The sequence below is a fragment of the Flavobacterium koreense genome (genome assembly GCF_054776075.1).
The window spans coordinates 212,192-226,025 of sequence record NZ_BAAHCF010000008.1; the positions used below are offsets into that span (position 1 = coordinate 212,192).

The following is a 13,834-nucleotide window of genomic DNA, read 5'->3' on the forward strand; positions in this document are numbered from 1 at the left end:
TCCACCAAAGGAGGAGAATGTTGAGGAAGTATTTTTTATTGGTATTGTATATAAATCGGTTTTGGTGTGAATTGTAGTAATTCTTGTGGTGTGTACATTGTGGCGTTGCCTTCGTTGTCGTTTTTGTAGAAGAGTTTGAAGCCCGTGAATTGAACAGGTTCTGGGTAGATGGTTCGCATCCAAGTGGCTTTTTTTAGTTCTTTGCTGCCAAAACCGTCCATGTCTATTACTACTTGCACTTGCGCGGTTGGTTTTATTTGGTCGTAGTCGGTAATCATTTTTTTGGTAAAACGGTGCACTACCAATACTTTTGGTGGTAGGTTGTTTTCTGTAACCAAAGTAGTAAGAAAATCTATGGCATCATTTATATCGGTTGCCGACATGGTTCCAATTTTGGCACCAGGAACTTCGCCACCTTTCATAGAAAATTCGGGATCAATGCCTAAGTGAACGTTGGGAAGTTTTAAATAATCGGTTAGTGTTGCAATTTCTTCTTTCACAGTGCTGTGACCCACTTGAACGTCTAGAAAAACTAAGGCGTCAATTTCTTTTGCCCAAGCCATCACGGTATCAATTTGTTTGAACGGCATTCTTAGTCGGTAGTTGCTACCGCTACCATTTTTGCCTTGAGCGGTAACAGCAATATAATGTAACGCAGGTACAGTTTCTACCGTAGAATCGGCTGCTTTCCAAAGTGCTACTTCTTCTTTTAGTTTGTTGAGCATTTCCGTTTTAGGAAGTTCGCCTAATATTCCCATTCGTTTAGAATAGAGGTTTCCGTAAAAAGCGATGATACGTTTGTAAGGCAAAAGTGCTCCAGGCAAAGGATGTACGGTTTTTACTGGCCATTTTCCAGTAGTGTCGCCATTGCTTAGTGCTACCATTCTTTTTTGATAATCGACGGTATCTAAAGTGATGACTTTGGCTACTTTGACAGTATCTACTTTGACTTTTGATGGCTTATTTTCCTTAGATTGTGATTGGTTGCAACTTGAGGTAAGTACAAGTAATGACAAAAGCAGCAGCGTGTATTTGGCGACAGACATAGTATTATTTTATGAGGTATAAATGTAGTGATTTTTTAGTTGGAGTAGCGATTAGAATTTTTTAAAATGACAGCCAGTTTATTGTTTTGTTTTATAAAACTTGTATATTTGATGTTATCAAAAAAAGAATTGTTATGAAGAATATAATATCATGTATAGTTTTAGTGGCTTTAGGATTTGTTTCTTGTAAGCAGGAAGAGGAAACTAATGTAGTTTCAACTAATCCAGAAACCTCTGCCTTTTCGGATGATTTTAAAGGTCCAACTGCCGATCCTACAACACCATCAACTGCTGCCGCACAGCCTGGTGCGCCTATGATGACTACACCAAATGGCATGGTAACGCCAACAACGGCTCAACCTGTAAAAGTTGGAAAAGGAATGAATCCAGCGCATGGTCAACCAGGACATCGTTGTGATGTTGCTGTTGGTGCTCCATTGAATTCGGCTCCAGCAAAAACTACAACAGCTTCTACGCAATCGGCAACAATAACTTCTGCTGGTTCAACACCTGGTACGGTAACTCAAAATGGTGCTACAATTACAACTACAAATAATAACCTACCTGCAACTATCGCTGCTCCAGTAGAAACGGCTCCAGGAATGAATCCACCACACGGTCAAGAAGGACATGTTTGTTCTGTTGCTGTTGGTGCGCCTTTGCCTAAGAAGGAGTAGGGTTTAGTGTTCAGTGTTCAGTGTTCAGTGTTCAGTGTTCAGTGTTCAGTGTTCAGTGTTCAGTGTTCAGTGTTGAGCACTAAGTTAGTGTAATTAATTTCATTTGGAGTGTTTTATCTAATAAAATCAAAAGCCACCTCGGCTTTCAGCCACTCCTCCAGAGGAGGAGAAATCTAAAAAAGATATAGTTTAATCAGTGTTCAGTGTTGAGCACTAAGTTAGTGTGATTAATTTCATTTTGAGTGTTTTCTGATTTTTAGAATGATGTTTTATCTAAGAAAATTAAAAGCCACCTCGGCTTTCAGCCACTCCTCCAAAGGAGGAGAAATCTAAAAAAGACATTTAGTTTTATCAGTGCTCAGTGTTCAGTTGACATAAATACTGAACACTGATTACTGAATACTGATTAAGGAAGTTTTGTTATTCCCATATTGTATAGTGTGAATGCCATAATATCTACACTTTCTTGGATGGATGCTGCTACTGATTTTCCAGCTCCGTGTCCGGCGTTTATGTCTATTCTTATTAATGTTGGGTTTTCTCCAGCTTGTTTGTCTTGCAACTCGGCAGCAAATTTAAAACTGTGTGCTGGAACTACTCTGTCATCATGGTCACCAGTGGTCACCATAGTTGCAGGATATTTGGTATTTGGTTTTACATTGTGTACTGGTGAATAGCCTTTAATGTATTCGAACATTTCTTTACTGTCTTCGGCTGTTCCATAATCGTATGCCCAACCTGCTCCTGCGGTAAAAGTGTGGTAACGTAACATGTCCATTACACCAACTGCTGGTAGTGCAACTTTCATTAAATCTGGTCTTTGCGTCATGGTTGCCCCAACAAGTAATCCACCATTTGAACCACCACGAATGGCTAGGAAATCAGAAGAAGTATATTTTTCTGAGATTAGATATTCTGCAGCAGCAATGAAATCGTTGAATACATTTTGTTTTTGCATTTTAGTTCCGGCTACGTGCCATTTTTTTCCGTATTCTCCACCACCACGAAGGTTGGCTACAGCGTAAATACCACCATTTTCCATCCAAACGGCATTTGAAATACTAAAACTTGGTGTCAAACTCACATTAAATCCACCATATCCATAAAGAATAGTTGGGTTTTTACCATCCAATTTTAATCCTTTTTTGTGGGTAATAATCATTGGGATTTTAGTTCCATCTTTGGAAGTATAAAACACTTGTTTAGATTCGTAATCGTTGGAATTGAAATCAATTTTAGGTGTTTGATATACTTTAGAATCACCAGATTTTGGGTCAAATGAATACGTTGAACCCGGCGTAGTATAATTTGTAAAAGAGTAATAAAGCACCTTTTCTGTTTTTTTACCACCAAAACCTCCAGCTGTTCCTATTCCTGGCAATTGGATGTTTCTTACCAATTTTCCAGAATAATCATATTGTTTGATAGCCGAAACTGCATCAATCATGTAGTTGGCAAAAAGAAAACCACTTCCTGTTGAAACATTAAGAACGTTCTCGGTTTCTGGAATAAGGTCTTTCCAATTTTCAGGCTTCGGATTGCTAACATCAACGGTTACAACTCGTGTGTTTGGAGCATTTAAATCGGTAGCAATAAATAATTTAGAACCTTGATTGTCAATGATAGAATTATCGCTATTGAAATTATCTACAATAGTTACAATTGGACTATTTGGTTTGGTTAAATCTTGAATGTACAATTCATTTCCATAAGTGGATGTAGAAGCCGTAATCACTAAATAATGATTGTCTTCTGTTACATAACCACCAACATATCTTCTTTTTTGGTCTAAGCCAAAAATCACTTTATCGTCTTTTTGACGTGTTCCTACTTTGTGGTAATACAATTTGTGTTGGTCGGTTTTTGCCGAAAGTTCGCTACCATCAGGTTTGTCATAACTTGAATAATAGAAGCCTTCGTTTCCTTTCCAAGACACGCCACTGAATTTAATATCTTCCAAAGTTGGTTCCAATATTTTTTTGGTAACAGCATCCATAACAATTACTTTTCTCCAATCGCTACCGCCTTCAGAAATAGAGTAAGCTACTTTAGAACCATCTTCAGAAAAATTTACACCACCAAGTGATGAGGTTCCGTCTTTAGAAAAAGTATTTGGGTCAAGAAATACGCTTTCTTCGCCTTTTGCATCTTTTCTGTAAAGTACTGATTGGTTTTGAAGTCCGTTGTTTTTATAGTAATACGTAAAGTTACCTTCTTTGAAAGGTGCACTTATTTTTTCGTAGTTCCATAGTTTTTCAAGTCTTGATTTTAGGGCATCACGATATGGGATTTTACTAAGATAATCGTAAGTAAGACGGTTTTGTTCTTTCACCCACGATCCAGTTTCTTCGGATCTATCATCTTCAAGCCAACGGTAAGGATCGGCTACTTTGGTATCGAAATAGGTATCGGTTACTTGACCTTTTTTGGTAGTTGGATATTGCATTTTGTTTTGACTCATTAGTGTAATTGGGAGTGCCAAAGCCATTATTAAAATTGATTTTTTCATTTTTTGATTGTGTTGAAGTGTTTGCAAAACAAAAATAGTGAATTTATTTGTTAAGATTTTTTAAATTTCCTTATCAGAAATTAAAGCTAAAAAAACCCAACATTGCTGCTGGGTTTTAATATTGATTTGAATTTGATTACCAAATTTTAACTCTTTTTTCTGGAGCTAAATAAAGTGAATCTGTTGCTTTTACGTTGAATGCTTCGTAGAATTCTGGGATGTTTCTAACCACACCATTAATTCTAAATTTAGCAGGCGAATGTGGGTCGGAAGCTACTTGATTTCTCAAGGCTTCTTCACGAGTTTTGTCTAACCAAACTTGTCCCCAACCAAGGAACACTCTTTGAATTCCGGTGTAACCATCCATTTTTGGAGCTTCTTTTCCGTTTAATGACATTTTGTAAGCTTTTAGAGCGATGCTCAATCCACCTAAGTCACCAATGTTTTCACCAAGAGTAAAACTTCCGTTTAGGTTTAAGTCTGGAAATGCTTTAAAGCTGTTGTATTGGTCAACAAGCGCTTTTGTTCTTGTTTGAAAAGCTGTTAAATCTTGTGGAGTCCACCAATTTCTCATTACACCTTCACCATCAAAAGTACTTCCTTGATCGTCAAATCCGTGTCCGATTTCGTGTCCGATTACAGCTCCAATTCCACCATAATTTACAGCATCATCAGCCGCTAAATTAAAGAAAGGTGGTTGAAGAATTGCCGCTGGAAAAACAATTTCGTTAAGCGTAGGGTTGTAATAAGCATTCACTGTTTGAGGATTCATTCCCCATTCACCTCTATCAACAGGTTTTCCTAATTTGTTTAGCATACGGTTGTATTCAAATTCGGTAGCTCTGGTTGCATTTCCGTACAAATCGTTTTTAGCAACTTTTAATGCAGAGTAGTCTCTCCATTTGTCTGGATATCCAATTTTAATCATGAATTTATCTACTTTGGCAAGGGCTTCTTTTTTAGTGTTAGCACTCATCCAATCTAATTCTTTGATGCTTGCTGCGTATGCTTTAAGTAGGTTTTTTACCATAGCTGTCATGCGTTCTTTAGCTTCTGGAGTAAAGTGTTTTTTTACATATACTTTACCAACAATTTCGCCTAAACCACCATTTACAGCACTAACCGCTCTTTTCCAATCTTCTTCTTGTTGCTCTGTTCCGTATAATGTTTTTCCGTAGAATTCGAAGTTTTGCTTGTCTAAAGCAGTGTTTAAGTAACCAGCAGTGTTGTTAATTAAACTCCATTTTAAATATGTTTTCCAAGTATCAATAGGTGTATTTTTGATGATATTGTTTAAGCTTTTTGTGTAAGCAACTTGAGCAATTACAATATTTTTTTCGTTAGCAACACCTGCATTTTTTAACATAGCAGTCCAATCAAAATCTGGCATTAACGATTTTAAATCGGTTAAAGCATATTTGTTGTAAAGCGCTGCTGTGTTACGAGTGTCTTCTTTTTTCATGTGGTTGGTTGCCAAAGTAGTTTCTAAAGCCATAACTTTAGCTGCACTTTCAGCGCCATTTGGTAATCCAACTAGTTGCCACATTTTTTCGATATGCGCTACATATTTCTTACGAATGTCCGACATTTTGGCATCGTTCTGTAGGTAGTATTCTCTTTCAGGAAGTCCTAAACCACCTTGCCAAGTCATTAAAGTGTATTTTTTTGGATCTTTAAAATCTTCAGTAACAGCAACTGAAAAAGGAATTGATACTCCAGTTCTGTTAGCTTTTCCGAAATAGGTTGCTAAGTCCGTATAATTTGCAATAGCATCAATAGCTTTTAATTCCGATTGAATAGGGGTTACGCCTTTTGCATCACGGTCTTTACGATTTGTATAAGAGCTGTAGTAGTCTCCAATTTTTTGCTCGTCTGAACCTTCAGAAAAACTTCCTTTAGAAGCTTCTTCAATGATAGCTTTAACGTCTTTTTGCGATTTGTCATACAGCATGTCAAAAGCACCATAGGATGCTTTATCTGCAGGAATTTTGTTGTTTTTAGCCCAAGTTCCATTAACGAAACGGTCGAAGTTATCGCCAGGTTTTACTAAGGTATCCATATTCTTTTTGGTAATACCTGATACCAATTCTTCTTTTTTGCTACAAGATGCCAAAAGCACGGTTGCTGCAAGAAGAGAGATTTTGATGTTTTTCATATTTTAATTTAATTTTAGTTTGTTTAGTATAAGTAACTATTTATTAGTAATCATTTTGAATGAAATGTTACACACTCTTGAAAATTAGCTATGTGTTAGTATTCATAAACCTCATAACCCCAAGGCTTTATTTTTCTCTCATTATTAGTTAAGGTTTCTTCTTTTTCGTTAAAAACATTATGAGCTTTTCCTAATAGTGTTTTATCAGAAATTTTGATACTTTGCTCTTTATCAGAAAAATTTAAAATAACAAGGATTTTTTTGTTGTCTTTTTCTCTGGTGTACGCATATATTACATTTTTATCTCCTACATCAACTTTTTTGAAGGATGCATTTGCAGAGAGCGCTATATTTCTTTTTCTTAGATGAAGTAATGCTTTGTAGAATTTCTCTCTTTTAAGATTTTTAAATTCCATCGGATCTTTGTCAAAAAACTTTAATGCTCTTAACGTAGGTTCTTCTTGTCCGCTGTAAATAAGTGGAACCGAATTTTTCATTGTTTGAGTAAATACTGCAAAAGGCGCATGTACATCATTTGGGAAAGTGCCATAATCAGCATGATTCCAACTGTTTTCATCATGATTGCTAGTGAAATACATTTGGATGGTATTCTTTGGATAACGCGTTTCATTTTCTTTGTTGATACTATCTAAACTAAACGCAGGTCTTTTTCCTTTGGCCACTTTTTCCATCATTTTGAACATATGCCAAGGATAGACTGCGTCAAAACCACTTTTTGGAAGATACGTGCTATCACCTTCAGCAAGCATAAAAACATTCTTCATTTTTTTCAATTGTGGAATAGATTTTTTCCAAAAATTAGCTGGAACATTCCAGGCAACATCACATCGAAATCCATCAATGTCTGTGTCTTTTATCCAAAATTTCATAGCTGCTACCATACTATCTTGTAAGACCGGATTTTTAAAATCTAATTGTCTAACGTCAGCCCAATCAAAAGCTACTGCTGCTTTTCCTGTACTATCTTTTACATAAAAATCAGGATGTTGTTTTAACCAACGATGGTCTGCTCCAGTATGATTAGGAACCCAATCAATAATGACTTTCATTCCTCTATCATGAATAGCTTTTACTACATTTTTAAAATCTTCTAATGTGCCAAATTCTGGATTAATAGAAGTAAAATCGGAAACTGCATAGTAACTTCCTAAAGAACCTTTTCTATCTACTTTACTAATTGGATTTATAGGCATGAACCAAATAGTTTCAACTCCCATTGCTTTGAGTCGGTCAAGATGTTTAGCAAAAGCATTTAGAGTGCCTTCTGAAGTATATTGTCTAACATTAACCTCATAGATGTTGCTTTGCATAATCCAAGCAGGATGACCATCAATAAGTTCATTGTTTTCAGTCTCTGGTTTACTTTTTTTGCAACAAACAAAAGAAAGTACAACAATAATCAAAAGTATTGGAATACGAATTTTCTTCATGATGAAAAGAATTTGATAGTTAGAAAAAGTAAATATCACAAAAAATCTTGATATAGCTACCAATTTGGTTTTGATTTTTTGGTATGATTTGAAAGAAAAAGGTAATTTGTAGGAATAAAAAAAAGCCTCTACAAAAATGTAAAGGCTTTAAAAGCTCCCTCTCTTGTCCCGATAGCTATCGGGAGAACCAATCCCGAAAGCTTTCGGGACTCTGATTAACAGTTTTTGTGATTGAACAAGAGTTTTTGAATAATTTCAGGGTATTTAATTAGGTTCTGAATATAAATTTTACTTTTCATTTTTTTAATATGCTTTTCGATATGTAATGCTTGATTTTTATTTTCGCAATCAATTTTTAAAATGAGAGTCCAGTCATTAGCATTATGTGTAAACTTTCTGTTTTCTGAATTAAAATGGAAATGTAGTCTTAAATCGAAGTTTGATGTAAAACCAATGTAAAATTTATTGAGTTTAAGAATGTAAAATATAAACAGAAAACATTTGATAGGTTTTTTTAAACAAAAAAAGTCTAACATTTCTGTTAGACTTTTAAAAAGCTCCCTCTCTTGGGCTCGAACCAAGGTAGGATATACCTGTAAATCCAATATATTGAAATTGTTTTATTTTTTTTGGTGTCGAATTGTATGCCTTTTTTAAATTTTGAATATTTTGTATATTAGCCAATATGTGAATGCTGCTGCTGAATCTGAAGCAAAATCCTTAGCATTATCTGGTCTTAAATCTTGATCAGTATTTTGTAAATTCTCATTCCCAATGATATCAGAAATCCCTCTAATCACACCGTACATTATATTTTGAGATTCTCTACCTTGTTTTGAAACAGCTTTAGCAAAACCAAATCCTTCCATCTCAACTGCGGAAGTATCATTATAATGTTTGGTCAACAGTTTCCCTATTGAAGAGTCATAATGTTCAATTAAAAGATCACCCGATGCTATTATCCCTAAATCTGCCTTTGGATCAGTTTTGTACTCTCCTTTGATAAATGATTTCCAGTCATTTTTTAGCCTCTCTTTTTTGGCTTTTTCTGTTAATGCATAAGTCAATGAATCCATTTCAGGACGAGCACTAAAAGAATTTTTCATGTCTTTTCCTCCTTCATATGAATAAATTTTAATAGGAAATATAACGTCTCCAATTTTGAAATCATTAGGCTTGCGAGAACCTGCAATTCCTACGAAAAGAATGCACGATGGTGAAAAATATTGTATAGCTCTTTCAGTTTCTTGTGCTGCATTTGCATTTCTTGGACCACATTCCCTAATTATAACTTTTGCGATATCTTGCTCCAAATACTGAAACGTACCAATTTCATACGATGTATCATTTACATCATTGTCATAGATATCTACTAAATGTGCTCTAACAGCCAAATACTCAGGTTTTATAGCAGTTAAAATGACGATTGTAGGTATTAATACGTTGTGTGTTGTTTTCATTTCTATTTTATTAGATAGATATATTAATTTATTAGTGAGAACATCTTCCCAGTCACTAAGTTTTGTATTATATGAAACAATTATCCAACCTTCTTTATTGAAATACTTATCAGTAATTTTTTTTAAATCCTGATGAGCGGTTAATCCAATAATTGATGTTGGATTGCAAGTTTCAGGTCTTCTTATTATTTGATTAAGAATTGATAAACCTCCATTTGCTTTTGGGAACTCTCCTTCTCTAACAGGTAAATTTATATCCAGAATTAATAAATCAATTATTTTTTCTTGTAAGAGAATATTTAGAGCATCCACAGAGTTTGAAGACTTGATAATTCTAAGTTTTAATGACAACCTATTAAGGACCTCTTCAATTTTAGTTGTTTTTGTAATATCATCATCAACTATAAAGACAACCATTTATAATGTATTAATAAAATTATATAATTCTTTTTCCCACTCTGTTTGATTTGATTTGTAGTAGATATATCCATAATAAAGTTGAGGGTATTTTGTTTTTAATTGTGAGTCAAGACTTTTTAAAGAAAGTAATCCACCATCAAATTCATTATATTGAGTAATTATTTTAACAATAGAACTTTTTTTATATCTTTTCATTTCTTTAAGAATTTCTCTACCTCCAAAATTTCTGGGCTTCCCAGAAAAACTGCCTGCACCTTGGTCATATGATGGCAAACTCATATCTAATAGAATAAAATCAAAATCCATATTAAAGATTTCTTTTAAACCACTTTGGTAAGAAAGTCTATATGTCATTTGGCAATTTGAGAAATTTTCTTTGATATAATTTAAAATTTCCATTGCTTTTTCTGGGTCGTCCTCAACTAATAATCCATTCATACAATTAAATCTTTCATATTAAATTCTATTTTAACTTCAAAAAAATTTTCATCAAATATAGGAGTAATAGAGTAAATCTTTTGATTTAAACCTATATAAATAGATTTACAAATTTTTAAGTAACCTGATCCTTTTTCGAAACCTATAGGAGAATCATCTACATAGTCAGTTATTTTTTTCTTTATCATTTCAACTGATTTTGAAAGGTCATTAATATTGATGCTTTTAGAAATGTTATTTTTAACATTGATTGTCAGAATATTTTCTTCTTCTTTAATGTTTATATATACATTTAAATCTTCGCCTAAATCTCGATTTTTACTAATAATATTGTCAAAAAGATTTATAAAGATATCACCAAATGATTCAAAATATTTTCCATTAAATCGAGATTGTGTAAAATCTTCAATAACAACATTCCCAATTGTAAATGCATTACTGTTAATTATATCAATATATTTCAAACTTGATTTTAATATCATTTCAAGTGGAAACTCTTCGATGGACTTATTATATGAAATTTTAAACCAATTGTTGATTTCATTATTTACAATTAAAATATCTGTCCTACAACTTAAAATATTGCTTCTAATAAGATTTTTTTTATTTTGAGGTAAACTTAAAATCTGAATGTCATCTATTAATTTATCTAAACTTTTTATTAGCTCCGGGGTTAATTCGTTTGAAATCTTATTTTGTAAAATAGATAAATTTTTTTCTAATTTTTCATATAAGATATCAAAAATCAAATTAACAAATTCATTAAAATCAGTAATTCTGCCAACTCTATTAGTGAAAATATATGTTATTTCATCACTAGTATATTCAAAATCAAATACTGCGTTTATAGAAGGGTTTTCTTTAGATTGAACATTTATCCATAAAAGTCCAACTTCTATAATTCTGTCTATTTCTCTGGAAAAGCTTTTTAATAAATCTTGTACTTGTAATAAATTTACATTTGGGATTTCATCAAATTTGTCATTCCAATATTCAACATTTTTATATTCAAATGAATTTGACTCGAGTTGGCTAACTAAATGATGTTTATCAAACACACCTCTCAAAACATTTGAAAATGTTCCATGTCTAATCCTCATACTTAAATAACCTTTAAACCCATAACTTTCATCAAAAACAAATAGATTCTTGATAGTATTAAAAATAGTTGTGAAGTATACAAAACGCATCTTAGGTACAATAACTACATTAGAGTCTTTTAAAGGGTCATTTGCAATTTTATAAAATGGTAGTAAATCATCATCAACAGGATTTATAAAATAGTATGGAAGATTTGAACTCTCCCGCGAATATTGTTCATTAAGTTTTATTGATGTAATATCAACTATATTGGTATCTGTTAAACTAAGATATCTTTCAAAAATTTCCAAAACATGTGTTTCAACTATTTTAAAAATATTTAAAGTATCAACATATATTCTACTTTCATGAATATGTAATAACCCAAGACGAATACTTGATTCGGTAGTTATTTTTAATATTTGTTCATTATACTCTTCAGTCTTACTTGGATTTAAAATTTTTAAATGATTTAAAATTAATATCCTTTCATTTTCAACAGCTTCAATTGTGTTTAAAAATGGGGAGTCCTCAATATTTTCTTTTGTACAGACCTTTTCAAAAAAGTGAATTAGTTGCTCATGGCTAAAATCTAAATTACTTTTAATTAATTCTGAAGGGATGAAAAGAGAATGAGCTATTAAAAAATTAGCTATACTATCATACAATATGGTCTGGGATTGATTGTATATTTCAAATAATATTGGAATACAAATATTTTTATTAGTATCAATATCTTCACTATCTAAGATGATTTCTACTATAGCTTCATCAAAATAGTGAGTGTACGCATAATCATTTCTAAAATAACTTTTGACAATTAGTTCTGAGAATTCTGAAAATCTTTTTAATTCAATGTAACAATTCAAATATTTTTTATTGAGCCAAGTATTTATAAATTCAAACTTTTCAATTTTATCATTTTCAAGAGTACTAAATTCATTTAATAGATTTAAAGTTTGCTCATATTTTTCACTAATTAACATTTTAGATAAATATATTTTTTTAGCAAATAAACTCATTTCTTTCAGTTGAAGTTCACTTTCATCAAATAAAAACGCATATGTTTTAAATTTAATTAATTGATGTTTAATACTTTGTGTTTTTTTGTCAGTTTTAAAATGATTGAAAAAATTATATCTAATAGGATCTATATTCAGAATTGAACTATATAAAACATTATTAGTAGTGTAAAAATAATATTCATAAGTTAAAAATTCTAATATGGGAATTGAGAATTTGAAATGAGAAATTTGATAAAAATGGTCAAGAAGGTTTTGTCTTTCTTGGAGGTAATTTTTGCCCTTTTCTAAAATTAATTTTATTGATTTTAATATTTTGCGCAATTGTGACTCTAAAGGGAGGTATTTATTGATGTCATCACATGTGATAATTATTGATTTTATAAAAAACAAGTATATCTCAGAACATCTTGGGTTAGATTCTAAAGTTTCTTTGCAAATAATTTTGACTTGTTCATAATTTTCCTCAAAAAACAAATCTTGAATAATATAAAACACCTTTTCTTCCCCAAAATTATATTCTAAACAATCATTAGTTCCTATTAAACTTAGCTTTTGCCAATAAAAATCAGAAAATATTGATTTTAACTCATCAATTTTAATAAAAAATCTTTTTTCATCTTCTTCATTAAGTTCTTTTTGACTTAATATTAATGATATAATTTTCTGAGTAGATTTATATCTATCAATAACAGAAAAGTCAGACTCAAAGCCTAATACAAAAGGTATATTACTTAATTTTTGATCGTGATTTGGAAATACAGGATCGTACTTAAAGTCAATATAGTCAACATATTCTGGGTTTTTTGAATATGTTAATTTTTCTTGTTCAACAATAGCATCATACTGCCAAGAACTAAATGCTTTTTCAATTCTTAATTTATCAAGTTGTAAGGTTATATAAAGTTTAGCTTCAATTTCTTCTTCAGATATATTTTGCAATATATTATTATTTTCATGTGAATTATTATCGAGCTCATTAATTAGGAATTCAGTGTTTATAGCAAAAACTGAGTGACAGACTTCGTCATCTAAGATGTTTAAAATATCAAAGCAGTCATCATTTTTATTCAAAAGATAAAAATTTTCAATTTGTTTTTCTAAAACCAAAAATTTGTTAATTTGTTTTGAATATTTAATCAACGTTTCCAAATTCCAGAAAAGTTCGTTAATTATTGTAGTATCATCATTAGCTATAGATGCCCTCTCTTGACAAATTTTATAATCAAAATCTGGGAGTGGATTATTGTAAACAATATTTGTGAATGAGTTTGATAATTTTGATAAAATATAAGTCCTATCCAAAGAAGAAGTTTCATATTTCATCAAACCTTTTAGAAGTTCTTTATGAATTTTGCCTTTTTTAATAGACATGACTTTATTAATTCTATGGTCGCTACTCTTACTCATTATTTATTTATATTTTAGCCAATATTAATTTTCTTATTTTAGGATATTTAATGTATTTTGTATGTTTTTTTAATGTTTGTTTTTCTACAATTTAATGAACTTATTGAACATAAATATAAAAAGCATTAAAAATTCATCATGAAGACAATATAAATTGCCTGTTTAT

Annotated in this window: 9 protein-coding genes; 1 reads left to right on the forward strand and 8 read right to left on the reverse strand. The window is 31.7% G+C overall.

The window, feature by feature from the left end; all coding sequences use genetic code 11:
• Window positions 1-35: 35 nt before the first annotated feature.
• Window positions 36-1,046 (reverse strand): hypothetical protein, encoded by a 1,011-nt coding sequence (locus ACYU7A_RS04520; protein ID WP_460574432.1) that lies wholly within the window; start codon window positions 1,044-1,046, stop codon window positions 36-38.
• A gap of 134 nt (window positions 1,047-1,180) precedes the next feature.
• Between ACYU7A_RS04520 and ACYU7A_RS04525 the strand changes: the two genes are divergently transcribed.
• Window positions 1,181-1,723: a hypothetical protein gene (locus ACYU7A_RS04525; RefSeq protein WP_460574434.1), complete on the forward strand. Its 543-nt coding sequence runs from the start codon at window positions 1,181-1,183 to the stop codon at window positions 1,721-1,723.
• A 406-nt stretch (window positions 1,724-2,129) separates the two neighbouring features.
• On the opposite strand, the gene ACYU7A_RS04530 is transcribed toward ACYU7A_RS04525, so the two are convergent.
• The 7 genes from ACYU7A_RS04530 to ACYU7A_RS04560 all read right to left on the reverse strand — a co-directional run bounded on the left by ACYU7A_RS04530 (window position 2,130) and on the right by ACYU7A_RS04560 (window position 13,668).
• On the reverse strand, window positions 2,130-4,232 hold the full coding sequence (locus tag ACYU7A_RS04530; RefSeq protein ID WP_460574436.1) for a prolyl oligopeptidase family serine peptidase: 2,103 nt from the start codon (window positions 4,230-4,232) through the stop codon (window positions 2,130-2,132).
• Between the two features lie 136 nt (window positions 4,233-4,368).
• Window positions 4,369-6,387, reverse strand: a complete 2,019-nt coding sequence (locus ACYU7A_RS04535) for a M13 family metallopeptidase (RefSeq protein WP_460574438.1) — start codon at window positions 6,385-6,387, stop codon at window positions 4,369-4,371.
• A 95-nt stretch (window positions 6,388-6,482) separates the two neighbouring features.
• Window positions 6,483-7,838 (reverse strand): alpha-amylase family glycosyl hydrolase, encoded by a 1,356-nt coding sequence (locus ACYU7A_RS04540; protein WP_460574440.1) that lies wholly within the window; start codon window positions 7,836-7,838, stop codon window positions 6,483-6,485.
• 215 nt (window positions 7,839-8,053) lie between these two features.
• Window positions 8,054-8,374, reverse strand: a complete 321-nt coding sequence (locus tag ACYU7A_RS04545) for a GIY-YIG nuclease family protein (protein ID WP_460574816.1) — start codon at window positions 8,372-8,374, stop codon at window positions 8,054-8,056.
• A 117-nt stretch (window positions 8,375-8,491) separates the two neighbouring features.
• Window positions 8,492-9,715, reverse strand: coding sequence for a phosphorylase family protein (locus tag ACYU7A_RS04550; protein ID WP_460574442.1), 1,224 nt, complete (start codon window positions 9,713-9,715; stop codon window positions 8,492-8,494).
• Window positions 9,716-10,156 (reverse strand): response regulator, encoded by a 441-nt coding sequence (locus ACYU7A_RS04555; RefSeq protein WP_460574444.1) that lies wholly within the window; start codon window positions 10,154-10,156, stop codon window positions 9,716-9,718.
• On the reverse strand, window positions 10,153-13,668 hold the full coding sequence (locus tag ACYU7A_RS04560; protein WP_460574446.1) for a hypothetical protein: 3,516 nt from the start codon (window positions 13,666-13,668) through the stop codon (window positions 10,153-10,155). The genes ACYU7A_RS04555 and ACYU7A_RS04560 overlap by 4 nt, the downstream gene beginning before the upstream one ends.
• Window positions 13,669-13,834 lie beyond the last annotated feature (166 nt).